General features: G+C 62.1%; 18 protein-coding genes. 8 read left to right on the top strand and 10 right to left on the bottom strand.

Annotation, left to right across the window (positions count from 1 at the left end):
• Window positions 1-201: 201 nt before the first annotated feature.
• The 6 genes from kce to KHO22_RS31615 all read right to left on the bottom strand — a co-directional run bounded on the left by kce (window position 202) and on the right by KHO22_RS31615 (window position 7,379).
• The gene (kce, locus tag KHO22_RS31640) at window positions 202-1,137 is read right to left on the bottom strand and encodes a 3,5-dioxohexanoate:acetyl-CoA acetone transferase (protein ID WP_211951139.1); all 936 of its coding nucleotides are present in this window, start codon (window positions 1,135-1,137) and stop codon (window positions 202-204) included.
• 217 nt (window positions 1,138-1,354) lie between these two features.
• Complete coding sequence (locus KHO22_RS31635; protein WP_211951141.1) at window positions 1,355-2,344, bottom strand: NADPH:quinone reductase; 990 nt, start codon at window positions 2,342-2,344, stop codon at window positions 1,355-1,357.
• A gap of 57 nt (window positions 2,345-2,401) precedes the next feature.
• Window positions 2,402-3,247, bottom strand: a complete 846-nt coding sequence (locus KHO22_RS31630) for a TauD/TfdA dioxygenase family protein (RefSeq protein WP_211951138.1) — start codon at window positions 3,245-3,247, stop codon at window positions 2,402-2,404.
• A gap of 158 nt (window positions 3,248-3,405) precedes the next feature.
• Window positions 3,406-4,731 (bottom strand): MFS transporter, encoded by a 1,326-nt coding sequence (locus KHO22_RS31625; protein WP_230427111.1) that lies wholly within the window; start codon window positions 4,729-4,731, stop codon window positions 3,406-3,408.
• Window positions 4,732-4,903: 172 nt separating this feature from the next.
• A complete protein-coding gene (locus KHO22_RS31620) occupies window positions 4,904-6,130 on the bottom strand; it encodes a CaiB/BaiF CoA transferase family protein (protein ID WP_211951136.1) in 1,227 nt (408 codons plus the stop codon).
• Window positions 6,131-6,317: 187 nt separating this feature from the next.
• On the bottom strand, window positions 6,318-7,379 hold the full coding sequence (locus tag KHO22_RS31615; RefSeq protein ID WP_211951135.1) for a beta-keto acid cleavage family enzyme: 1,062 nt from the start codon (window positions 7,377-7,379) through the stop codon (window positions 6,318-6,320).
• A gap of 496 nt (window positions 7,380-7,875) precedes the next feature.
• Between KHO22_RS31615 and KHO22_RS31610 the strand changes: the two genes are divergently transcribed.
• A complete protein-coding gene (locus KHO22_RS31610) occupies window positions 7,876-8,634 on the top strand; it encodes an SDR family NAD(P)-dependent oxidoreductase (RefSeq protein ID WP_211951134.1) in 759 nt (252 codons plus the stop codon).
• A gap of 124 nt (window positions 8,635-8,758) precedes the next feature.
• Here KHO22_RS31610 and KHO22_RS31605 read toward each other — a convergent pair whose 3' ends face one another.
• Complete coding sequence (locus tag KHO22_RS31605) at window positions 8,759-9,664, bottom strand: LysR family transcriptional regulator (RefSeq protein ID WP_211951133.1); 906 nt, start codon at window positions 9,662-9,664, stop codon at window positions 8,759-8,761.
• 107 nt (window positions 9,665-9,771) lie between these two features.
• On the opposite strand from KHO22_RS31605, the gene glaH reads away from it, so the two are divergent.
• Window positions 9,772-10,701, top strand: coding sequence for a glutarate dioxygenase GlaH (glaH, locus tag KHO22_RS31600; RefSeq protein ID WP_211951132.1), 930 nt, complete (start codon window positions 9,772-9,774; stop codon window positions 10,699-10,701).
• A 67-nt stretch (window positions 10,702-10,768) separates the two neighbouring features.
• Entirely contained in the window at window positions 10,769-12,007 is a 1,239-nt protein-coding gene (locus tag KHO22_RS31595; RefSeq protein WP_211951131.1) for an alpha-hydroxy acid oxidase, read from the top strand.
• Between the two features lie 111 nt (window positions 12,008-12,118).
• Here the strand turns inward: KHO22_RS31595 and KHO22_RS31590 are convergent, their stop codons facing one another.
• A complete protein-coding gene (locus KHO22_RS31590) occupies window positions 12,119-12,787 on the bottom strand; it encodes an NAD-dependent epimerase/dehydratase family protein (protein WP_211951130.1) in 669 nt (222 codons plus the stop codon).
• 351 nt (window positions 12,788-13,138) lie between these two features.
• Between KHO22_RS31590 and KHO22_RS31585 the strand changes: the two genes are divergently transcribed.
• From KHO22_RS31585 to KHO22_RS31575, 3 genes are all read left to right on the top strand, one after another.
• A complete protein-coding gene (locus KHO22_RS31585; RefSeq protein WP_211951129.1) occupies window positions 13,139-14,803 on the top strand; it encodes an ABC-F family ATP-binding cassette domain-containing protein in 1,665 nt (554 codons plus the stop codon).
• A 124-nt stretch (window positions 14,804-14,927) separates the two neighbouring features.
• Window positions 14,928-15,710 (top strand): glycoside hydrolase family protein, encoded by a 783-nt coding sequence (locus KHO22_RS31580; RefSeq protein ID WP_211951128.1) that lies wholly within the window; start codon window positions 14,928-14,930, stop codon window positions 15,708-15,710.
• A gap of 242 nt (window positions 15,711-15,952) precedes the next feature.
• The gene (locus KHO22_RS31575; protein WP_230427110.1) at window positions 15,953-17,086 is read left to right on the top strand and encodes a tetratricopeptide repeat protein; all 1,134 of its coding nucleotides are present in this window, start codon (window positions 15,953-15,955) and stop codon (window positions 17,084-17,086) included.
• A 101-nt stretch (window positions 17,087-17,187) separates the two neighbouring features.
• Here KHO22_RS31575 and KHO22_RS31570 read toward each other — a convergent pair whose 3' ends face one another.
• Complete coding sequence (locus KHO22_RS31570) at window positions 17,188-18,129, bottom strand: hypothetical protein (RefSeq protein ID WP_211951127.1); 942 nt, start codon at window positions 18,127-18,129, stop codon at window positions 17,188-17,190.
• A gap of 501 nt (window positions 18,130-18,630) precedes the next feature.
• Here KHO22_RS31570 and KHO22_RS31565 point away from each other — a divergent pair.
• Both KHO22_RS31565 and KHO22_RS31560 read left to right on the top strand, forming a co-directional pair.
• Window positions 18,631-22,578, top strand: coding sequence for an AfsR/SARP family transcriptional regulator (locus KHO22_RS31565; protein WP_211951126.1), 3,948 nt, complete (start codon window positions 18,631-18,633; stop codon window positions 22,576-22,578).
• A gap of 178 nt (window positions 22,579-22,756) precedes the next feature.
• Entirely contained in the window at window positions 22,757-24,124 is a 1,368-nt protein-coding gene (locus KHO22_RS31560; RefSeq protein ID WP_230427109.1) for a TAXI family TRAP transporter solute-binding subunit, read from the top strand.
• Between the two features lie 86 nt (window positions 24,125-24,210).
• Here the strand turns inward: KHO22_RS31560 and KHO22_RS31555 are convergent.
• The coding region (locus KHO22_RS31555; protein WP_211951125.1) for a diguanylate cyclase at window positions 24,211-25,526 on the bottom strand (1,316 nt) is incomplete at its 5' end.

The raw sequence follows: 25,526 nt of genomic DNA, 5'->3' as shown, positions 1-25,526 counted from the left end.
CGGCTGCCACTGCCAGCGTCATCTGCTTCATCGTCTGGTTCTGCCTTTCCCGTCGAATTTCCTACCTATAACGCTTCGCGTCCCTTAGCGGTGGACTTATTCAGCTTTGCCCTAAAAGAAGCTAGTCGAGAACCAGGGGAAGATGTTCAGAACCCGCATAGGCCTGGATGCTCAGCTGGCCGGCACAGAACACTCGCGCCGTCAGAACGCGACAGCGTTCCTGCCCTTCAGTTGCAGCATGTCACGCGCCTCGTCCGGCGTCGCCACCTCGAGGTTCAGCGATTTCAGAACGCCAACAACGCGCCTGACCTGGTCGGCATTGCTCTTCGACAGGCGGCCCGGGCCATCCCAGAGCGAGTCCTCCAGCCCCACGCGGACGTTTCCGCCCATGGCAGCCGCCATCGAGGCAAGCGGCATCTGGCTGCGGCCGGCGCCGAGCACCGACCAGTAGTAGTCCTTGCCGAACAGCCGCTCGGCGGTGCGGCGCATGTGCATGACGTCCTCGGGATGCGTGCCGATGCCGCCGAGCAGGCCGAACACCGACTGGATGAAGAACGGCGCCTTGAGGATGCCGCGGTCAGCGAAGTGCGCGGCGGTATAGAGATGACTGGTGTCGTAGCATTCGACTTCGAAGCGCGTGCCATTGTCGGCACACGACTCCAGGATGTAGCGGATCTCCTTGAACGTGTTGCGGAACACGCGGTCCTCGGAGCCCTCGAGGTAAGGACGCTCCCAGTCGTGCTTGAACTCCTTGTGGCGGGCGAGCATCGGATACAGGCCGAAGTTCATCGAGCCCATGTTCAGCGAGGCCACTTCCGGCTTGAGCTGCAGCGCCGGCTGGAGGCGCTCTTCGACCAGCATATTGGGGGCGCCGCCGGTCGTGAGGTTGATCACCACGTCGGAGCGCGCCGCGATCTGCGGCAGGAATTCGCGGAACAGCGCGGGGTCCTGCGACGGCTGGCCATTCTCCGGCTTGCGCGCATGGAGGTGGACGATCGACGCGCCGGCCTCGGCGGCGGCAATGGCCTCGCTGGCGATTTCCTGCGCGGTAATGGGGAGATACGGCGACATCGTCGGGGTGTGGATGCCGCCCGTCACGGCGCACGTGACGATGACCTTGCTCTGTGGTGCTGCCATGGTGGATGTCCTTCGTTTTCTGTCTGGGAAATGAACTGCTCAGTGCGATGAGGCAATGCTACGGAACTTCGCCGTCGATGACTGCGGCTGCGCCCTGCATGTCGCAAATTGGAAAGTGAATGTCCTGCATGGAAGCCATGCGTGCGGTACCGCGTTGCGTGCGAATCATTTGAAGACCCGCCGGCAAGCGACCTGCCAATGGCAGGGGCCCCATGACCTAGTCCGTATCGCACCGGACCACGACGGTGCCAAGCTTGGTGCCCGCCTCGACAGCCAGATGGGCCTGCGCTGTGTCTCGCGAGTCGAAGAGACTGTCGACTGCGTGGATGGCATCGGGGACGTCGTTCATCCAGCGCGACAATCCCTCCTGGATGATCCAGCGCACCTCGTAGGGCAACCCTGGCAGGTAGAGTCCCTGCAGGCAGAGGTTCTTGCGAATCAGCGCGACCAGGGGAAGCGCCTGGTGGGCACCGCTGGCATACGAAACCCACCGCGCATGATTGGAGGCGACCTGCACACAAAGCTCTGCGTTGTCGACCGCATTGACATCGACGATGTGATCGACACCTTGTCCCTGCGTGGCATCGAGAATCTGCAGCGCGGCATCCGCTGCCGCGTAGTCGATCACGGCATCGGCGCCGCCCGATGTGGCATGGGCCGCCTTGCGCTCGGAGCTGGTGGTGGCAATGACATAGGCGCCTCCCCACTTGGCGAGCTGTACCGCGTAGTGCCCGACGGCCCCGGCGCCGCCCGTCACGAGGATCCGCTTTCCCTTGATCGCGCCATGCTGGAACAGGCTCCAGTAGGCGCTCATGGCCGGAATGCCCAGGCATGCGCCCTGGGCGAAGTCCAGATGCTCCGGCAATGGTGACGTCAACTCGTGCGGCAGGCAGATATACTCCGCCGCCGTACCAAAGGGACGTCCCCGCTGTCCGAAATGCAGCCAGACTCGCGACCCGAGCATGCTGTGGTCGACACCGTCGCCAACCCTGTCGATCACACCCGCACCATCGCTGTTCGGAATGATGCGCGGGAACTCCAGGCCGCCATGCATGCGTCCCGCTCGCCGGTTTGCATCGGACGGGTTGACCCCCGACGCATGGAGTCGCACGCGTACTTCGCCCGGTCCTGGCAGCGGTGCGGGAAGATCGCCGAATTGCAATACCTCCTCGGCCCGCCCTTGTTTCTCGTACCAAATCGCCTTCATAGTGCCCTTGCACCCTTGCGCATGGAGCGGCAAGTGATCCTGCCGCCCGCTTGCGAATCAGTAGGGGATATCGCCCACGATGCCGGCGCGCTCCAGCTTGCGCGGTGCCGGGTAGTAGTCGTTGACGGCGTAGTGCTGCGTGCTGCGGTTGTCCCAGACCGCCACGTCGCCCTCCTGCCATGCCCAGCGCACCTGGTACTCGGGAATGGTGGCGCGGCTGGTCAGGTAGTTGAGCAGCAGCGAGGCGCCGGGCGACTTGTCGATGCCGTAGCGCACGTTTTCCGGCGTGCTGTAGTTGGTGAAGTGCGTCGTGAACGAGGCGCCGACGAACAGGATCTTCTCCCCGGTCTCCGGATGGGTGCGTACCACCGGATGCTCCACCGGCGGATGATCGCTGGCCAGCTTGGCGCGGGCTTCCGGCGTCATGACCGCCCCGAAGCTGTGCTCGATGCTGGCCCTGGCGCGCAGGCCGTCGATCTTCTTCTTGATCTCCTCCGGCAGCTCCTCGTACGCCTTGACCATGTTGACCCAGATGGTGTCGCCGCCGATTTCCGGGCATTCGATGCAGCGCAGCACCGCCCCCATGGCCGGGTTGGGGCGCCACAGGCCGTCGCAGTGATAGCTGTTCTCGTAGCTGTGCGGGTTGTCGCTGCGGTAGACCTTCACGAGGCCCGGATGTTCGGGAACACTGCCAGCTACAGGGTGGTCCTCCAGTTCTCCGAAGCAGCGCGCGAAGGCCACGTGATCGGCGCGCGTGATTTCCTGCTTGCGAAAGAAGAGCACCCGGTGCCTGAGCAGCGCCGCCCGGATCTCGGCGAAGAGTGCCGGATCGCGCGCCGCCTCGCCGAGGTTCACGCCAGAAATCTCGGCCCCGATGGCGGGGGTGATTTGCCTGATTTTCATTTCTATGCTCCTGAAACCCTGTGCATCCGTGGACAGTTCAACACCTGGCTTCTTGCAGGCCAGGTATCTGCGTCCCGGTTCTTATGCCTACTCTATTAAGCCTTCTTCTTGCCAGTTACCCCAATTCAGGGTGCGGCCGCGGCAAGCGACGGCGCTATTCATTTCCCGGCGATGTCGCGAGTCGCCTTTTCCGCGACGTGACACCACCTGCCAATGACGAACACGGCAAAGGGTGGAACTGCCGCGAGCGGAAGCCAGCGCAAGGCAACCTCAAGACCCACCGCGTCCGCAACCATGCCGGTGATGAGGGGGCCTGCGGCGAGGCCCAGGATATTGTTGAACAAGGTCAGCGTGGCAAATACCGAGCCATGAATGGCCGGCGGGGTGCCTTCGGCAATGATCGGGTTACAGGTGCCGAACGTGCTGGCGAGGAAAAACACACCGGGCGCAAGGAACGCCAGTTGCAGATTGCCATGGGGCAAGCGGAACGCGACGGCAAGCAGCGTGCCTAGCGCAAGGCAATAGAAAATGGCCATGTTCCAGCGCTTGAGCACCGAATCCCCGCTGACGCGGTCGGTCATGACCCCGCACAGGAGCTGGCCCAGGCCACTGACAAGGAGAAGGCCGGCCGCGAGGACGGCCGCCTTCTCGACAGGCATATCCCAGTAGCGATGCAGGTAGCTGGGCAGCCAGACAAAAAGGGTGCCCTGGACGAAGAGCTGCAGGGCGCTGCCGAGGTACGCACAGAAGACGGAACGGGACGGAAACAAGCCCGAAACGAACGCACGGGGTGTCAGTTTTACACGCCCGTCCTTCGGCGTTGCGTTCGCATTGCTCGGCTGCACACTGGCGAGTTTCTCCTCCGTGACCACGGCGCAATAGATGATCACCAGCACAAAGCCAATAATGGCCATCACGCCCATCGACCACCGCCAGCCAAAATGCGTAGCGATGAGGCCGGAAAGCGAAACGCCGAGCACCGACCCGAATGCGGCCGCCGACGTGAAGCCGCCGGCAACAGTGGACCGCATATGCCGCGGAAAGATGCTCAGGAGCATCGCGAATCCGACGCTTCCATAAGCGGCCTCGCCGACACCAACGAAGAAGCGAGCGATGAACATCTCGTGGTAGCTGCTGGCAATGGCGCACCCGGCCGTGGCAGCACTCCATACCGCTACCATCAATGCAATGCTTCTGACGCGTCCCCAGCGGTCCGCAATGATGGAGAACGGGAGAGTCAGCACGCCGACCATCAACGGCACCACGCTGCTGATCGAACCGAGTTGCGTGTCGGTGATCTGCCACTGCGCTTTCAGAAGCGGAAACAAGGCATTGAGCGCCTGCCGCGACATGTAATCAGACAGCAACAGGCAGAACATCAAGGAAAATACCACCCATGCATAACCCTTGGCGCCGGCGGTGGCGGGGGCGGCGGCAGGTGAAGCCGACTCAACCGGGATTGCGTTATTCGAATACGGGTTCAATTCTGTCTCCTGCGATGGTTGGCGAAATTCAGGACTTCCGCCAGCCATCGACTTTGTGATACATCCACGCTCGTTCTATTCTCGGATCGCACCGTGTTCCCGGGCTTGACCGATCACGACACGTTCTTGCCGTTTTGCGCAAACAGGGGGAAATCCCTGTCGAGGACGGCCTTCAGATGGCCTTTCTATCCCGCAAACCATGCAGGTCGGCCGTTGTGAGTTGCAGCCAGTCTTGCAGGACCTCATCGGTATGCTGGCCTAAGGTAGGTGGGCTTGAGCGGTACGCCACTGGCGAGCCGGACATGCGAATGGGGTTGGCTACGAGCGGAACCATGCCTGCCACGGGATGGGGTACGCCAACTTGCATCTCCCGGTGGCGGACATGCTCGTCAGCAAACACTCTGTCGAGCGTGTTGATCGGTCCGCAAGGAACGCCGACAGATTCCATCGCGGCTATCCATTCATCGGTTGTGCGCTTCACGGTGGCTTCGCGAATCAGGGCAACCAGTGCTTCGCGGTTCGCGACTCGCTGAGCGTTCGTGACGAAACGAACATCTTCCGCCCACGCTGCATGCCCGAGCACCTGGCATAGCTTCGCGAACTGAAAGTCATTGCCGACAGCAATGATCATGTAGCCGTCGGCGGTCGGGAAATCCTGATACGGCACGATATTCGGATGCGCATTGCCCATCCGCTGCGGGACAGCGTTGCCGACCAGGAAGTTGGACGCCTGATTTGCCAGGTAGGCGATCTGGACGTCGAGCAATGCCAGGTCGATGTGCTGCCCTTCACCCGACTTTTCCCGGTGTGCCAATGCAGCCAGGATTGCGACGGTCGCATAAAGGCCGGTCATGACGTCGGTGACTGCAACGCCGACTTTGATCGGACCGCTGCCTTCTGCCCCATCGGGTTGGCCTGTAATGCTCATCAGGCCGCCCATCCCCTGCACCAGAAAGTCATATCCCGGGCGAGCCGCATACGGCCCGGTCTGTCCAAAGCCGGTAATGGAACAGTAGACCAGCCGTGGATTGGCTGCCTTCAGACTTTCGTAGTCGAGTCCATACTGAACCAGGCCCCCAACCTTGAAGTTTTCGATGACAACGTCCGACTCCATGGCGAGGCGCCGGATGACGTCTTGCCCCTCGGGAGAACTCAGGTCTACCGTCACCGAGCGTTTGTTGCGGTTCGCGCACAAGTAATACGCTGATTCGCCAGTGGGCTCGCCATCCTGGTTGGCGAGCCACGGAGGACCCCACGCCCGCGTGTCATCACCTTTGCGCGGTCGTTCCACCTTCACCACGTCCGCCCCCAGGTCGGCCAGCATCTGGCCGGCCCATGGGCCGGCAAGGACTCGCGAAAGATCGAGAACCCGTACACCGTCGAGCGCGCCACGGTTCATATCTTCGCTCCTTTTGAGAATGTTGCTGTGCAGGCCATTGCGACCCCGGGACTCATCTCGTGCAGTGGGGAATGCAGCGCCAACCAGGCCACTGCCGATGAGGGGAACTGCAGCTCAGCCTGAATGCGTCTCCGGAAAATGCTGGTCGATGCATGCAGCCCAGGCTGTCAGTTCCCCCAAAGACCCTTTACTGACACTCGAACTTGCGCAGGAAGCCTTGATGGCCACCGTTGCGATTGGGTGCGAAGCCATTCTTCTGCAGCGTCTCTTCCACCGTGTCGTAGAAGACGCCAAGCTGCAGGATCTCGCGGGTCTGCTGCGCCGTGGCGATGGGGCGGCCAAATTCGCCGGCGATACGCACCAGTTGCTTGATCTGCTCGACGGTGCTCATCTTGCCCGTGCGGGTCTGGTTCCAGAGTACGTCTTCGATGCCGCACCGCACATGCAGGCCCAGCGCCATGCCGATCATATTGATGGGCAGCACATTGAGCACCGAACTCTCCACCGTCACCACGGCACCGTCCGGCACGGCACGCAGAATGTTGGCCAGGTTGAAGATGTTGGCCTGGTCCATGCCGCCGCTGATCGCCACCCAGTTCATCACCAGCGGGCCCTTGTAGACGCCGCGGCGAATCATCCGCTCGATGGTTTCAAAGCTGTTGATGTTGTAGCACTGGAACTCGCTCTGGATGCCTGCGGCGGTCAGGCGTCGAACGTGCTCCTCGTACCAGCTGGGATTCGACGGCACGACCATGTCCTTGTAGGTCTCGTAGAGGTGCGGGAATCCCCGCGAAACGCCCCTGAAGTCGTCCACACCGGCATGCTCCGTCACATTCATCTGCGACGTGTTGACGGTCACCGTCACCTGGTCGGGCTTCGGGTCGAGTTCGGCCAGCATATGCCGCGTGTCATCGCTGAGCCATTTGGCGCCCTGCCCCTCTTCAGGCGCGAAGCTGATCGAGCCGCCCACCTGGATGACCATTTCCGGACAGGCCTCGCGCACCCCGGCGATCAGTTCGTTGAACTTGGACAGGCGCTTGCTGCCCTTGCCGTCCTCTTCGCGCACGTGCAGATGCAGCACCCTCGCACCGGCTTCGTAGCAATCCACCGCCTTCTGGATCTGATCCGCCATGGTGACAGGGATGTCTTCCGGGAAGTCCGAAGGAATCCAGCCCGGCGCATAGGGAGCGGCGGTGATGATCAGAGGCTGCTGATTTTCGGGATACAGGTGGCCGTCAAGGAAGTTCATGGTGATGGGTATCCAAGTTGAATTGCGAATGCCGGGAATGTCGAATTTGACAGGAAAGCCCTGTCAAACCAGGAAGATGGTTTTCGGCTCACCGCCGCCCTGCCGCTTGAACCGAATCATCCGGCCTGGCGCAACTTCCTGCTTTACCTTGCATGTCTTGAACTTTCCCTCCTGCGACAAGATCCGCCGACGCAGGCGGAGGCAAGGCAAGACAGATCCGCGCACGTGCGTGATCCGCCGTCGAACCAGGACGGATCGTTCTCCGCACTTCTTTAGCCGTTCGCCGGGGGCATACGCTGCTCTGCAAGTGCGCCGGCTACGCCACGACAAGGGTCTTCCCGCTGTTTGCGCGAATGGGCAACTACTTGTCGTAATCGGTCAAGCCCGTTGACACGGTGCGATCCGAGAATAGAAGGGGATAAAGCCAGGCCCGGAGTGCAGGGCCCCGTGAGTCGGGCTCGACACGACTGGCGTCATATCGCTTCAAGGAGAATTCGTGGAACTCAAACTGACAGGCAAACGCGCCATCGTGACCGGCGGCAGCCGCGGTATTGGCAAGGCAATTGCACGCCAGCTCGCCCAGGAGGGAGTGGATCTTGTGCTGGCCGCGCGGGGGAAAGCGGCTCTGGAGGCAACCGCAGCCGAAATCGCGGCCGAAACGGGACGCCGTGTCGTAACGCTCACCGTCGACACAGCCAGCCAGGCGTCCGTCGACAATATGGTGGAAGCGGCAATCGGTGCCTTGGGCGGCATCGATATCCTGGTGAATGCGGCAGCGCTGCCCGGCGGCATCTCGCCCGCGACGGCCCTGGAGCAGATCGTCGATGCGGAGGCGCTGGAAGACATCAACATCAAGGTCATCGGCTACCTGCGCACGGCACGCGCGCTCGCACCGCACCTGATCGCCAATGGCTGGGGCCGGATCATCAACGTCGGCGGTCTCGCCATCTATCGTACCGGTCGTCCGGTGGCGACCCTGCGCAATGTGGGCGTCGCGGCCATCACCAAGAACCTGGCGGACGAACTGGGCCCGAAGGGCGTCAATGTCACCGCAATCCATCCGGGCGCCACGCGTACGGAAGGAACGGACGCTGCGACCGAAGCACGCGCCGCATCGCGCAACACGCTCGGGCGCATTCTCGATGCCAGCGAGGTGGCGAGCGTCGTCACCTTCCTCGCCTCGCCGCTGAGTGTCGCGATCAACGGCGATGCCATAGGGGTCGGAGGTGGGATACCCGGCGACATCCGCTACTGAGGCGACCGGGCGGCGGGCGCGACTACCACCTGGAGCCTGTGAAGCTCAGTGCGGTGATGAGCCACACGCGAATCCCCGGGAATCCAGGTCTCGCCAGCCGCGATCCGTACCAGCAATCAGGAGACTAGCCGGCACGGACATCGAACATCTCCGTGGCGAGCTTCACAAGCGCTCGTACCGCCGGAGAGATTTCCCGACGCCTGTGAGCCAGCGCCAGGTGCACCGAGAGCCTGAAGTCAGTGATCTCTCTGTAGATGACACCAGGCTGGGAGATGTTCTGCATGGACTCTGGCACGATGGCCACGCCGTATCCCGCGGACGCCAGGCAAACCGCGGAGATGAAATCCTGGACGCGATATTCCAGGTGAGGGGTGAATCCTCCGGCTTTGCCCAACGCGGATAACGCAGACCCGAATCCTTCCTCCTCCGCAAACTGCGGGACGATGAACGATTGATCGGCCAGCGCACGCGCCGCAACCGTTCCCCGCTGTGCAAGTGGATGGCTGGCCGACATTGCCGCCAGCAGACGCTCAGTATGGACGACCTTCGTCAGCACGCCGGCCGGACAGAGCCGCCTGGGCCTGACGATCCCCACATCGATCTGCCCGTCGCTGAGCGCTTCGAACTGTCTCGGCGTTTCCATGGGCACGACTTCGATCCGGACCATCTCGTGCGATTTCCGGAACTCGCCCAGCATCCTGGACAGGACGCCGCTGCTGACGCCAGATGCCACGTAGCCGACACGGATCACGCCGGCCAGCCCTCGGGCGGCCAGGCGTCCGACCTGGTCGGCGCGCTCGATGTGCCGCAGCGCGGCGACCGCCTCCGCATGGAACAAGTGCCCCGCGTCGGTAAGCGATACGGGCTTCCTCTTGTTGCGATTCAGGAGCGTGACCCCCAGATCTTGCTCAAGGCGCTGGATCTGGGTGCTGAGCCCTGATTGCGCGACACCCAGGCGATCGGCCGCCTTTGCAAAGTGAAGCTCTTCCGCCACGGCGAGAAAGCACTGCAACTGGCGCACGTCTAGCATCGTTTTAATCCGAACATCAGAACAAAGATTACGGTTTCATATCTGGATCATATCAACGAATCCGGATGAAATAGCGCCATACACGTACACCATCCCGGAGAACCCCGATGAACGCCCCGCTTCCCGCGGCATTGCTTGCCGGCAATCACGAGCCCCGTTTCCAGTTGTCGACCCGCCCCGATCACCATCGCATCGTGCATGTGACCATCGATCGCGCTGCGCTTCTCGGCTTCCTGCATGATGTACGCGGGATCGATGTCCAGAACCTCGAGTATGTTCCCTTCATGCGCTTTGAACTCGCGAGCGCGCTCGCAAAGCATGCCGGCGAGGATTTCGCGAACGCCGTCAATGCCATCGTGAAGGACCGGCAGCACGGCGGCTTTACCGTAGGACTTCAGGGGCTGACTACGGACGCAGACGACTTCGTGCGCTTCGGCACCGCTATCGGGCACCTGCTGGGCCCCGGCAACCACGATGCGATGTCGGGCACCTACTATGCCCGTTTCGTGGTCAGGCACACCGACAATAGCGACTCCTATCTGCGCCAGGCCTATCGGCTCTTCACGATGCACACCGATGGCACCTTCGTCAGCGAAGCGACCGACTGGCTGTTGATGATGAAGTTCGCAGAACAGAATGCAAAGGGCGGCGAGTCCCGCTTCCTGCATCTGGACGACTGGGACGAGCGTCACCGGTTTGTCGCCCACCGGCTCGGGACACAGCCCTTCCTCTACAAGGCACCGGGATCCAAGAATGTCAGCGACAAGGTCGAGCGCCCGCTCTTCTTCCAGAATGAATTCGGCTTGTCGATGTCCTTCATCGATCAGTTCGTACAGCCGCGCAATCGTGAAGAGGCAGCATTCCTCAACGACCTGTCGACTTCCATGGAGTCCTCTTCGGGAACCACGGAGGTGTCGCTCCCCGTCGGCGACCTGGTGGTGCTGAACAACTACTTCTACGTCCACGGGCGTGCGCCGTTCGAAAGGAATGAGGCGCTGTTCCGTGAACTGATGCGCCAGCGCGGGACCTTCGCCTGATTGTTCAACGGGTTCCGGCACGGCTGGCACTGACAGCGGCCGGAACTGACAGACGCCTTGGATCAAGATGACATCTCGAACAGAACCCGCGGCAAGCCAGCTCGCCCCGAGCGCTGCAATGCCTGCCAAGCCCGCCTATGGCGCCAACCGTCAGATTCATCGACGACTGCGCTCCATCCTCTCGCTTGCCGATTTTGAAGCCGCCGCCAAGAGCGTGCTTCCGCGCCCGATCTTTGGCTATATCGCCGGCGCCGCGGAGGATGAAAAGTCGCTCGCCGCGAACCGGACGGCATTCGACGCGGTCAGGTTTCGCCCCAAGGTCCTGGTCGACGTGTCGGGACGGTCGCAAGCGACCGAACTCTTCGGGAAGCGCTATGCCTCTCCCTTCGGGATAGCGCCCGTCGGCATCAGTGCGATTGCCGCTTACCGTGGCGATGTGGTCCTGGCGCAAACCGCGCAGGAAGAACGGATACCCGCGATCATGAGTGGCACCTCCCTGATTCCGATGGAAGCCGTCCACGCTGCCGCGCCGGACACATGGTTTCAGGCGTACCTGCCGGGCGACGCCACGCGGCGCGACGCCCTGATCGAGCGGATCGACGCGGCCGGGTTCGCCACGCTGGTGCTGACGGTTGATATTCCCGTCTGGGCCAACCGGGAGAACAACGTCCGTACCGGCTTCTCCCTGCCTTTGCGCCCATCGCTCCGTCTGGCATTCGACGGCGCGTCCCGACCGCGCTGGCTGGCCGGGACATTCGCCAGAACGCTACTCGAAAGCGGCATGCCGCATTTCGAAAATTCCTTCGCGACGCGCGGCGCGCCGATCCTGTCTGCCTCGGCAATTCGCGATACGACGGGGCGCGATCACCTGAGCTGGACGGATATCGAGCGAATCCGGCAGAGGTGGCGCGGCAACCTGGTCATCAAGGGCATTCTGCATAAGTCCGACGCCGAGCGCGCTGTCGCGCTCGGCGCGGACGGCATCATCGTCTCGAATCACGGCGGCCGCCAATTGGACGGCGCGGTGGAACCGCTCGCCGTATTGCCGGACATCTGTGAAAGCGTCGCGCACAAGACCGCCGTCATGATGGACAGTGGTATCCGGCGAGGCGGCGATGTCCTGAAGGCACTGGCCCTGGGAGCCCGCTTTGTCTTCCTGGGTCGGCCCTTTGTCTACGCTGCGGCCGTTGGGGGCGGAGAAGGCGTTCGCCACGCCATCACGCTGTTGCGCGATGAGGTCGATCGAAACATGGCCATGCTTGGCGCGCAGACGCTCACTGACGTGAACAACTCCGTCGTCATCTAGACAAGGCCATTGCGCGGATTCAACCCGTCGATGCAAGGGGTTGAATCCGCATTGGAAACAGTACCAGGCACGAGCCACCGCACCAGTAGACGTTCCTCGCCATGCTCACCTTCAGCGAGCACGCGCGCGTCGCCTCATCGCGGCATTCGCCAGAATCGTCGTGCCGTCTTGCCCGTGGAGGAACTCTTCGGCAAAGGCTCGGCCAATATCGTCCTGCTCAATCGTCCCGAACGAGCCCGGGACGAGACGTCCCAGCAAGGCGAGATACACCGGTGTATGCGCATTGCCGGCAATGATGCCGGGACGAAAAATGGCCAGACGCTTGAATCCGAGGCTCCGTACCGCATCCTCCTTTTCTGCCATCATGCGGGCGTAACGAATCCTGCTCTTCGGGCTGCTTCCGGCCGCCGAAAGTAGTCCGAAGGTTTCGATTCCCGCTGCCAGGCAGCCGCGCGCAAACGCGCCGACGACGCCAACTTCCAGTTTCCTGATCTCCTCTTCGGTCCATTGCTGGCTCCCCTTGCCGATGCCGATGCATGACGCCGCATACAGCGATTCGCCCGGCACACTGCAGGTCCCGGCAAGTTTCGCGATCTCGCTGGCGAAGTTTGCGCCACCGGTATCCATGACCACCTCGCGCAGTCGCGTATCGCTCACAAGCGAACTCGTCCGGCGATTGACCAGGATGACTTCCCTGCACGAGGGCGTCGCGAGCAAGGCCCGCACCAGTGCCGACCCGACTTGCCCGGTGCCTCCGGCCACCAAAACGCGAAATACCATGTCGTGCCTCGTGTTCGTTGTTGATCATGCCCGTCATGACGGCGTGTTCCCTCCAGAGGAAGCGCTTCGTAGATTACACGCAATATCCGGTTTGGGGCGATCTGCGACCTTGCCTGCAAGCCGGCGATGAACCCGGATAAGTGCCCGACTCCGGAAGTCGGGCCGGGCTTGAGCGTACTTGCCCCCGTCAAGGTCGCCGTTGCGGGAACGCCCCGCGCGCCAGGGGCTGCCTTGCCTTGTGGCCGGCGGGCGCCCCAAAACGCAAGCGGCTCTTCACGCATGCGGCCAGAAAAGCGACTGCCCTGCACGTCCGGTCGGCTATCATGCCAATCCTCTCCGATGTGGCCCCCCATGATTTCCATCCGTAATGTCACGCTGCGTCGCGGCGTCAATGTCGTGCTCGACCGCGCGTCCGTCACCTTCAACCCCGGCGAGAAGATTGGCCTTGTCGGCCGCAATGGCGCAGGCAAGTCGTCCTTCTTCGCTCTTCTCAACGGCACGCTGCACGAAGACAGCGGCGAGTTCTCGATTCCCGCCGCATGGAAGATGGGCCAGGTCGCGCAGGAGATGCCCGAGACCGGACAGAGCGCGACCGACTTCGTAGTCGAGGGTGACACCGTGCTGCTGGCCGCGCAGGCCGAGGTCGCCGCCTCAGAGGCCAGCGACGACGGCATGCGCATGGCGCACGCCTACATGGCCCTGCACGACGCCGGCGCGCACGATGCCCCCGCACGTGCCCAGGCACTGATCCTGGGCCTTGGCTTCACGGCCGCGCAGCTTGAGCAGCCGGTCAACAGCTTCTCCGGCGGCTGGCGCATGCGCCTGCAACTGGCGCGCGCGCTTATGTGCCCGTCCGACCTTCTGCTGCTCGACGAGCCGACCAATCACCTGGACCTCGACGCGCTGGTCTGGCTGGAAGCCTGGCTCAAGCGCTATCAGGGAACCCTGGTAGTGATCAGCCACGACCGCGAATTCCTCGACGCGGTGACGCAGGTAACGGTGCACGTCGACAACGCCAAGCTCGTGCGTTATGGCGGCAACTACAGCAAGTTCGAAGACATGCGCGCCGAGCAGCTCATCCTGCAGCAGGCCGCGGTGGCCAGGCAGGCGGACAAGATCGCCCACCTGCAGAAATTCATCGACCGCTTCAAGGCCAAGGCCTCGAAGGCGAAGCAGGCGCAGAGCCGGGTCAAGGCGCTCGAACGCATGGAGAAGATCGCACCGGTGCTTGCCGAGGCAGAGTTCAACTTCGAGTTCAAGGAGCCGCTCAACGTCCCGAACCCGCTGTTGTCGATGCTGGATGCGAGCTTCGGCTACCCGGCGCCGACCGAAGCACTGCCGGGCACGCCGCCCACGGTCATCGTGCGGGGCATCAACCGTTCCGTGCTGGCCGGGCAGCGCATCGGCATTCTCGGTGCCAACGGCCAGGGCAAGTCCACGCTGGTGAAGACGGTGGCGCACGCGCTGGCGCCGATTGCCGGCGAGATCAGCGAAGGCAAAGGCCTGAACATCGGCTACTTCGCACAGCAGGAACTCGACGTGCTGCGCCCGCTCGACACGCCGATGGAACACATGATCCGTCTTGCCAAGGACACGCCGGCGCACATGCGCGCCCCCGGCCAGAGCGGCACCGAACAATCCCTTCGCACCTTCCTCGGCACCTTCAACTTCGGTGGCGACATGGTCCATCAGGCGGTCAGCACGATGAGCGGCGGCGAAAAGGCGCGGCTCGTGTTGTGCATGATCGTGTGGCAGCGCCCCAACCTGCTGCTGCTCGACGAGCCTACCAACCACCTCGACCTGGCCACACGCGAAGCGCTTGGCATGGCGCTCAACGAATTCGAAGGCACGGTGATGCTGGTCAGCCATGACAGGGCCCTGCTGCGCGCCGTATGTGACGAGTTCTGGCTGGTCACCAGGGGCGGCGTCGAGCCCTTCGACGGGGATCTGGACGATTACCAGCAGTTCCTGCGCGACGAAGCCCGTCGCATGCGCGAGGAGGGTGCCGCAGCGTAGAAGGTCATCGCCGGCGCTTCCTGAGGTGATCACCGGCCACTCTGGGGTCGATCAGCGCCGCCTGGCGAGCAGCGCATCGACGCACTAGTCTGGTAGCTGACAACAAACCGTTGGGAGGCGGGACATGTACAAGAAGACACTTCTCGCGCTATCGCTGGCGGCGGCAGCAGCCTTCATTCCCGGCTGCGGCGGCGGTGGTGACGATAGCGGTGGCACCCCGTCGACCCCCGCGGCCACCGGCAACGCCGAAGGCCTGTGGAAAGGCACCAGCAGCAGCAACCGCACGCTGACCGGACTGGTGCTCGACGACGGCAGCTACTATGTGTTCTATTCGGCGGTCGGCGTGTCCGCAGTTCCCGGCGGCGTGATCCAGGGTAGCAGCAGCGCTTCCGGCGGCACATTCAGTTCCGGCAATGGCATTGACTTCAGCGTGGAAAACCAGCCGCCAAGGCCGGTTTCGGTGGCGGCGAGCTATATCGCCAAAACCCAGTTCAACGGCACCGTGACCTATTCCGGTCCGCCGGCGCAGACGGTGTCCTTCACCAGCGCTTACAGTAGCGACTACGACAATGCCGCCTCGCTTGCGGCCCTGGAGGGCCGGTACGTCGGCGTCGTACATACGCTGTCCAGCGCCAGCACGGTAGCGGTACCGGTGAATATCGACGGGCACGGTGCCCTGACGTCGAGTGATCCTCTGCTCGGCTGCACCTTCTCGGGTAGCGTGTCGCCGCGCTCCCACGGCAACGTCTTCAACGTGACACTGACGTTCGGGGCGGCGCCTTGTCCGCTGCCGGGCCAGAAGCTGACCGGCATCCTATATTTCGACAGCGCCGGCGGCACGCTCTACCTGGCGGCGCCCACCGCCGCGCGCGATGACCTGGCACTGTTCGTCGGCAAGCGCTCCTGAGGGCAGGAATCAAGACAAGCCGCTACCTGGCAGCGCAGAGCTGCACCCCGACCGGATTGTGTAATCGAACAGGGGCCGCCGCTGTCAGGCATTTCAACGCCTTGAGTTGGACTACGCTGAAAGCGTATCGGAGCACTTTGCATCAGCAATTTTCAACGCCATGAGCCAATATGCTTAATGCGCGTACCGGTAGACCGCTTACTACTGACCGTCCGGACGCTGCCGAACGGTATCGGCTCGCTGTGGATCACATCCTCGGTTCCGAGGCGGGCGCCGTGGAAGCCCTGGATCAGGCTTTGGCGCTGGACGGCAATCTCGCCCTGGCCCTGGCTGCGCGCCATATGCTTGCCAAGGACTCCAACGCCGCGGACGCCGGCTTTTTCAAAGAGCGAGCGCTACTGGCAGCACGAACTGCGTCGCCCTGGGAGCGTGCGCACATCTCCGCGCTCTTTGCCCTGCTTGACGACCCATACACCAACCTTGCGGCTACCGAGCGCTACATCGCTGCCAATCCCGGCGACCTGCTGGTCATCTCGCAACTTTGTGGTTATCTGATCTTCTATGGAGGTGCGCGCAAGCTTGAGCGCGTGCTCAATATCATGGAATCGGCCGATGCCAGTCTGCGTGATGACTGGGCCTGGCTCGCACGCCTGGGATTCGCGGCCAGTGAGGCCGGCGATCACAACCGTGGTCGTGCACTTGTCGAGCGAGCACTGCAGCAGCGCCCGCAGGCTCCCTACGTGATCCACAGCTATGCGCATGTGCTGCACGACCAGGGTGAGCCTGGAGAGTCAATGAAATTGCTGGGCGACTGGCTGAATGAACACCGCCTGTCAGCGGAGGGCGGCGCTATGTATGGTCATGTGCAGTGGCACCTGGCCCTGGCAGAGTGGCAGTTGGGGCTAACCGAGCAGGCATGGCAGCGCTATGAGCGCTACAGTGCGCCAGAGACGACTCGCTGTGGTCCGGTGTTGACTCTGGCCGATTGTGGCGGCTTCTTGTTGCGTGAATACCTGCGCACAGGCACGACGCGGCCGATTTCAGCCGCGGTTTCCGCCCTGTCCGAGCGCTTCAGCTCCATGCTGTCGCATCCGTTTATAGCGCTGCACCTTGCTGGAATTCAGGCATCGGCGGGCGATATTGCCGCGCTTGAGCAAAGCAAGGCGGCTATTGCGGCAAAGGACCCCAGCGACCAGGCGCGGCTCTCGCTCAGGCTGGTGGATGCCGTCAGTCTGTTTGCCAGAGGGCAGTACGCCGAGGCAGCCGATACATTGAAGCTGATATCTGCAGATCAACGCATTGGCGTCGGTGGAAGTCGCGTTGAACGCATACTGATCGATCTGCTTGAAACAAGAGCCGTTGAGCTCGCTGCCTAGTTCTCCCGCGCGATCTCATTGTTCGGCACGTGCCGACTCTGCGCCTCGCTGTCCACTGGCGACTGCGAACGCGTAGTTCGCAGCCGCTACGATCGCGCACCCTAGCTCATGATCGGTGCCATCGCAGTTTCGATTCTGGACAGCTGGTTCCCGGTGATCATGCCACCGAGGGCCTGACTGAAGCGGGGTTCCTGCACGCCGGAAATGATGTATTGCCACCTGTATGCGGCGAGCAGGCCGGTGCGCACGGAATCCTTGTCAGCCATCGACAGCGGTCGCCGGCAGATCATCGCAAAGTAGTCGGCGTCCGCATTGGCCTGAGTTTGCAGAATGCCATCCACGGCGGCGACCAGTTCGATCAGATCGTCGACAGCCGCGTCACGTTCTTCAGGCGAAAGCCTCGCATCTTCGCGTTGCCATTCCATTTCATCGAGAATCGCATGCTGTGATTCCTCGCGCCAGTGATAGAGGAAGACGTCTTTCCATAAATCAGAGGAGTTCATGTCGCCGTCGATGCTGCCTCGATAGTGCGCGAGCACGAAGAGTTCGATGTGACAGGTTAGCGCGAGCACTGCCCAGGTGGACTTTGCGAGGACGAACGAGGCCACACTATTTGCATCCGGCAGGAACGCATATCCAGCGGGCATGCCTTCGGCGCACATGCGTTCGATGCGGCGGAATAGCTCCTGATGCTTGATTTCTTCATCACTGAACCGGACCAGCGCCTCAAGCGCGCTCTGGTCGCCGAGGCGGTATGGGCCGCTCATCTCCAGTACCTTCGCCGCGATGAAGCGTTCGACGAGGCCAAACATGTTCGCGTACGTACGGCCCTGAATCTGACTGAGCAGACGCTGCTCGTCGTGTCCGAGAAAGGCGAGGGAATCGACCTTTGACAGAGCGTCCGGCAGGAACTTCTTCGTGAAATCGAAGCTTCGGCCGCGAATCACGTCGCGGTCGATGTCCCAGCGGACGCGCTTGGATGCAGCGATGCACTTGGCGTAGCGGTTGGCAGTCACCGCATGCCCATCGGTCATGATTTCCATTGAAACTCTCCTTCTATACGTCACGCGTCCCGTGACCGCCGCGAGCGACGACTGTCGTCCACCTTGCACGGTTCGAACGCCGGGCGGCGGCTAGAGGCACTTGGGTGCGGAACCTGCGTGCGGAACCTGCCGCCTGGCATATGCGATGGTGCCGGCCGGATTTCCGATCTTTTCGAACGGGCAAGCACGTTGGGGTACGGCAACATCACGATTCCAACTATCGTTGCCCCACGTCATCAATCCGTGAACAGCGGGCGAGGTCGCGTAAAAACGCCGTAAAAACGCTCTCATGCAAGCGGCCGCATCCTGCCGGGTAACTTGCACAGAAGCCGGATTCGAGTCAGCAACCGTTCCTATGCCTGGCTCGACACTTTTCAGGACGAGGCGAGCCTGAAGAAGTGGCCTGCGAAAGACAGACGGAAGGGCAGTCTTTATTGATGCCTGTAAGTCGCACCGGGCGGACTAGACTTTTTGAGAGCGACGCTTCACCTCACGCACGACATGACCCGGCTCAAGATAGAAGTCCTCGGAGGCTTGCAAATCCGGCTTGCCGGGCAGCATGGATTGCTGGCTTTTCCCACCCGGAAGAGCAAGGCCGTCCTGGCCTACCTTGCCTTGGCGCCGGGCATGCTGCGGTCGCGGGAGCAACTGGCAAGCGTGCTTTGGGAGCGCAGCGCGGAAGAACAGGCAAGAGCCAGTTTGCGGCAGACACTGTCGAGCTTGCGCCGGGTCCTGCCGGACATGCCGCCGATCCTGAATGCGGAGCCGGATGCCATATGGCTTGACGGACAGTTCGTGGAAGTCGACGCGCTGCAATTCAAGAGCCTCGCAACGGAACGATCTCCTGATTCCCTGTCGAAGGCTGCTGCACTCTATCGGGGCGCCCTGCTCGATGGCTTCGGCCTTCGTGAAGAACCGTTCGAGCAGTGGATGATCGTCGAGCGTCGCTGGTTTCATGAGCGCGCCGTGGAAGTGTTCACCGGACTCGTCGGCCATTACGAACAATCTGGCGAACTTGATCGTGCCATGGCGACGGCAAGCAGAGTATTGGCTTTGGACCCGTCACTCGAATGGGCCCACGCGCTGCTTATGAGGCTGTATGCGAGGACGGGACGCCGGAACGCTGCTGTCCGCCAATACCAGGAATGCGTCCGCGTGCTCAATGCCGAGTTCGGCATTGCCCCGGCCGAGAGCACGCAACGTCTGGCTGCCCAAATCCAGCAGGATTCAGGCGGAGCCAGAGAGCCTGCGGGTCCGGCCGTGGCTGTCGGGGAACCGGCCAGGCAGTCCGGGATTGCGTCGCACGCCGGCTACGCTGCGGACAGCGCAATGGCATTGCCGGCGGAGCGCAAGCACCTGAGTGTGCTCTGCGCCCGCGTGCGCGAAGCCATCAGCGTCACTGATCACGAGACGGCCCTTGAGCGCGTCGACGCTGTGCTGAAAGCAATGGTCGACTCCGTTCAGCGATTCGGTGGCCTTGTCACCCAGCTCAGAAGCGATGGTGTCACTGCGCTATTCGGAGCGCCCGTCGCGCACGAAGAGCATGCGGTGGATGCCTGCTATGCAGCGCTCGCGATGCGCGCACGCATTTCGGCGCTCATTGAGCGATCCCTGGATCTGCGGATTGGCGTACATTCCGGCGAGGCTGTCGTCCGCACGATTGGCAACGACGGGTCGCAGCACTATGACGCGCTCGGCTCCGTACCGCAGCTCGCGAATCAGATCGATGTCGCGCTCGCTGCCGGAGAGATCGGCGTGAGCGCCGACACGGTGAGGTGTGCCGAAGGGTTCATCGAACTTTCGGATCTTCGCGCGAGGCCGCTTCCTGGTACGACGCCCCCTCTCGAGATCTTCACGCTGGGGACCAAGTCCGAGTTGCGTCTTCGCTGGAACGCTCGTACCGCACGCGGCCTTACGCATTTTGTCGGCCGCGACCCAGAGCTGGCCAGTTTGCAGGGGATGCTTGCGCGTGCCGGACACAGCGCTGGCCAGGTATGCGCGGTCGTCGGGGAACCGGGCGTGGGAAAGTCTCGCCTCGTGCATGAGTTCGTCAACTCGGAACAGGCGGCCGGGTGGACAAGATTCGAAACGGGCGCGACATCGCGCGACACGAGCACGATCTATCTTCCGCTGGCCAATCTGCTCCGGACGTGGTTCGGCATCGGGATGCGCGACACGCTGGCCGAGGCCGCGGGGAAGCTTCGTCGCGGCGTCGACGCGGTCGACCCGGCGCTCGCCTGGACGTGTCCCGCGCTGGCTGCAATGCTGGACTTGCCGCCGGACGATCCCCAATGGGACATGGCGACGCCGCCGCAAAGGCGCAAGCGCACACTCGAAGCGATCGCCTCTCTCGTGATCCGGGCGAGTGAGCACCGCCCGTCGATCCTAGTTGTCGAGGATCTGCACTGGATCGATGACGGCACGCAGGCCGTGCTCGACCATCTCGTCGACTTTATCGGTGCGTCACGCGTGATGCTTCTCGTGACCCATCGCCCCGAGTATCGCCACACATGGTCTGGCAAGAGCTATTTTTCCCAGCTGCACGTGGACAGTCTCGGCACCGAAGGCGCGAAGCTGCTGCTGCAGTCGCTGCTCGGCGACGGCAGCGAACTTTCCGCCCTCAGGCGTCACCTGATCGAGCGCACGGGATGCACACCGCTTTTCCTGGAAGAGTCCGTTCGTGCGCTGGCAGATTCGGGCGCACTGGTTGGCAAGAAGGGCGCATACCAGATGGCGCGAACGATCGACACGTTCGATATTCCATCAACCGTGCATGCTGTTCTCGCTTCGCGGATCGATCGCCTGTCCCCGCAACAGAAGGCCCTTCTGCAGATGGCGGCCGTGATCGGTCATGAATTTCCCGTCGATCTTCTTGAGCCGATCGCCGAGCTAGATCGCGAGCGGCTTCTTGATCTGCTCGCCGACCTGCAAGCGGCTGAATTCCTCTATCAGACCCGCCTGTTGCCGCATCAGCAATATACCTTCAAGCATGCGCTCACGCATCGGGTCGCCTATGCAAGCGTACTCAGGGAGCGAAGACGCTCGATTCACGTACAGCTTGTGGGCGTCATCGAGCAACTTTACCCGCAACGTCTTGACGAGCATGTCGAACGCCTCGCGCATCACGCGCTTGCCGGCGAACTCTGGGACAAGGCGATTCACTATCTGTACCAGTCCGCTGGCAAGGCGCTGCAACGGTTCGCCTATCAGCAGGCCGTAGATCACCTGGATAAAGGACTCGAGATCATCCAGATGTTACCGAGTTCCCCTGCGCGGCTCAGGCAAGAGCTCGAATATCAAAAGGTCCTTGGCGTGACCATGATGGCCGCGAAGGGTTGGGCGGCAAAGGAAGTCCTTGATGCGTATACGCGGGCAAGGGCGCTCTGCGAGGAGCTTGGAGACGAGAGCGAACTGTTCACCGCACTGCGGGGAGAAGGACAGTATCGGATGATCCGTGGCGAGTCGGAAATCGCCCGGGAACTCGGCAACCGGTGCTCGGCGCTGACCATGGGCTCGCATGACCCCGGGATGGAAATCGAGACGCATCATCTTTTCTGGACGAACAGCTTTTTCATGGGGGAATATGCTGCTTCAGAGTTTCACAGCAGAAGCGGAATGGTCCTTTACGAGCGAGAGCGAGACCACGCGCTGACGTTCAAATACTCTGGACATGATCCTGGTGTGTGCTGCCGGTGCTTCACCGCGCTGGTTCAGTGCCTGCGTGGGTACCCGGACAAAGCACTGTCGATTTGCGACGAGGCGTTGGGGCTCGCGCAAGAACTGCGTCATCCACTGACGACTGCATTGGCCTGTTGGGCACGTAGCTACGCACATATCCTGCGGGGCGAGCCGGAGCTGGCGAAGCAGTGGGCTGCGCGGGAAATTGCAGTCTGCGATGAGTACATGTTGCCCTTGCTGCTGTCGCAAGGACAGTTTCAGCTGGGTTGGTCGCTGGCGCAAATGGGCGAGCTCGACGAAGGCATAGAGCGGATGCGCGAGGGAATTTCCGCCATCAGTGCCACCGGTGCGGAAATGGGGCTGCCCTACTTCCATGCGCTGCTTGGCGAGGCGCTTGGCCGCGCGGGCAACCCCGAGGCAGGGCTCGTCGAGATCGATCGGGCGCTCGCCGCTGTCAATCGTCACGGGGGACGCTTCCAGCTATCGGAAATGCTGCGCCTGAAAGGCGAATTGCTTGCAACCCGGCACTCCATGCAAGGAAACCAAGCACTCGCGACCCTTCACGAGGCAATCGCCGTTGCACAAAGGCAGGGCGCGGGCCTTCCCGCGCTTCGGGCGGCGATCAGCCTTGCTCGCCAGTTGGCAGCAGCGGGCGACATTCCGCATGCATACGCCGTGCTGCAGCCCACCTGCGACAGCATCAGGGAAGGCAGTGATCTCACCGATATGCGCACCGCGCGTACACTCCTGGCTGAACTGAAGAATCGCTAGCGCATCACGCAGCGCTGACACCGATTGACGTATGCCGCTCACCCACAATCGCCGGCATCGCTACGGGACGATCTGATATCGTATGGCGCCAAAGCCTTGCGGCAGAGAAGAAACCTGACAAGAGAGCCAAGCAATGCCCAGGTCCAACCAAGCACTCCGACGCAGCCGGAAGGCGCCCATGACACCAGGGCGCCGGCGGCTTGTCATCACTGGCGCCATCATGCTGGTCGCCGCACTGGGCTGGGGAGTGGAGGTCGTCCTCGAACCCGCCATCCAGCGCACCATCGTCATCACGACCGGCGCGGACAAGGGGATCTACCGCGGCTTTGCGGATCGCTATGCCCCGCTCCTCAAACGCGACGGCATCACGCTGGATATCCGCAGTTCCGCAGGATCCGTCGAAAATTATGCGAGGCTGACAGATTCGGACAGCGAGTACGACGTCGGCTTCATCCAGTCGGGCACCACCACGCCGAAGGAAGCCGACCACCTGCAAACCATCGCCGCCGTTTCCTACGAACCAATCTGGGTGTTCTATCGCGGCAAGGCCACGATCGACAGGCTGGCACAACTAAGCGGCAAGCGGATCTCGATCGGCGTACCCGGCAGCGGCCTGCTCAATGTCTCGCGCGTATTGCTCGGCCATAGCGGTGTCAACGCCAGCAACAGCACGCTGCTGGAAATGGACGCCACCCAGGCCTTTGAACGCTTGCGCGATGGCCGGCTCGACGCCGCCTTCTTCATCGGGCGGCCGGATGCCGACATGCAGCAGAAGCTGCTGAACAGCGACCTGAAGCTGATGAACTTCGCCCAGGCCGATGCCCTGGTGCAGAGGTTTCCCTCTCTCTCCAAGCTCACCTTCCCACGCGCATCGACCAGCATCGCCAGGGATCTTCCGCAGGCGGATGTTACGCTGCTGGCCGCCACGGCCCTGCTGGTTTCCAAGGACACCCTCCACCCCGCCCTGGTCTACCTGTTGCTGGAGGCTGCCAGGTCCGTGCATGGCGGCGAGGACTACTTCACGCGGCTGGGCACGTTTCCCAACCTGAATACGAGCGAGTTTCCGATCTCGGACGAAAGCACGCGCTACTTCAAGTCCGGACGCCCCTTCCTGCAGCGCTACCTGCCTTTCTGGCTCGCCAGCTTCATCGAACGGCGCCTGCTGATCCTGTTGCCCTTCATGGCGTTGCTGCTCGGCTTGCTGCAGGCATTGCCCCGCATGATCGAGGCACGGTACAAGAAGCGGCTTGTGGTCTGGTACCAGGAGATCAAGGCGCTGGAAGATGAAATTTGGAGAAACCGCAAGCCGACCACGGAACAGGTGGCGCAATGGCGCGACGAGATCGAGGACATCGATGCGAACGCCAGCGAGATACGGCTGCCGCATCGCTATTTCCAGGATGTCTACGCCCTCAAGCAGGCGATCGGTGTCGTCCGGGACCGGATTTCCCAGGCAGCCGCGAAGGCAGAGAACTCCCCGGGGCGACCGGATCCGGGGCCAGTAATGAGCCGAACTGGTGCGGCATCCTCGGAGCACAAAGGCTGAGTTCTTATGCGAGGCAAATTGTAGCTTGAGCTGTCGCACTGTTTGACCGCTTCCCTTGGGACGCGCGCTGATGTCTGACGTGCTGCCTAACCGCGCTGACTACCCACTTCAATCGACTCGTCTGCCACCACCTTGTTTCTGCCTCGCGCTTTTGCAGCGTAGAGTCGACGGTCTGCAACCGCGACCAGTGCTTCAAGGTCGTGACACTTGTCGGAGACCAACTCGGCGACGCCAATCGATACAGTGAATCGGATCTCCCGGCCGGGTGCGGAATCGGGCAATATCGTCTGAGGCGGGAGGCATACGGTCTCTGCGATCGCCAGGCGCACCCGTTCCGCGATTTCGGCCGCCTCGTTCAGGGACATATCCGGAAGCAGGATGCAGAACTCTTCGCCGCCGAAGCGAGCTACCAGATCCTGCGGGCGCACAGCCGCGCTGGTTACTCTAGCCAGGTGCTTCAGCACTTCGTCGCCCGCCTTGTGGCCCCAGGTGTCGTTGACGCGCTTGAAATGGTCGATATCGATCATCAGGAGCGAGAGGCGACGGTCGATGTACCGCCCCTGCGTAAGGATGCCAAAATCCGCTTCCAGACGGCGACGGTTCGCCAGATTGGTCAACGGGTCCACACGTGCAAGCTCTCGCAATTGGGCGCTTAGTGCCATCTGCCCGGCAAGGAGTTGATCGACAACGAGAAGCGTGACCCAGAGAAGAAAGCCCAACAGCAACCATACTGCGACAAACGGCGGACTGAACTGGCCGACTACCGAGAGGAACAGATTTCTTGCCGGTACGTACTCGATTAACATGAGGTCCGCACTTTGCAGCTTTCTGTATAAAAGAAAGTCCTCACTGGCGCTCGACAGGCCACTGCCTGTCTTGAACAGCGTGGAAAGGGAGAGATCGCTCCAGGGTTTCGGCAGTGTTTTCAGCCAGCTTCCTTTTGTAACGGTAAAGGTGTTTTCGCTTGATGCAATGAGTGTCCCACGTGCATCCACAAGGGCATGTATCCCATCTGACATGGTGGTGGCACGCATGTAATCCTGGACGAACTTCTGCGAGACACCAAATACGATGGCGCCTCGAACCGCGTTGTTGCGGGTCACCGGTATTCCGAACAGCAGACGCCAATCGGTAGCCTTGTTTCGTTCGTAGACGGGATCAAAGGTCACGTCATAGTCCGACGGGCGTGGCTTCGCGATCCGAGACAGTTGCGACCCGGCGAAAATCCTTATGAGTTTTTTGATCTGGTCATCGGGTAGCGGAGGGTAGGCAACAACTACGCCGGCTGAAGTGGGCTTGCCCCCGTAAAACGAATCCCTTGCTGAGGTTAAACTGAAGCAAGGAGAGATGTGATGACAAGCAAGACAAAGCGGGCGCAGTACACGCTGGAATTCAAGCTGGA

The sequence above is a fragment of the Cupriavidus yeoncheonensis genome, from assembly GCF_905397275.1.
GTDB classification, from domain to species: domain Bacteria; phylum Pseudomonadota; class Gammaproteobacteria; order Burkholderiales; family Burkholderiaceae; genus Cupriavidus; species Cupriavidus yeoncheonensis.
Note: the sequence above shows the minus strand (reverse complement) of the source record. Positions and strands in the feature narration are given on the sequence as shown.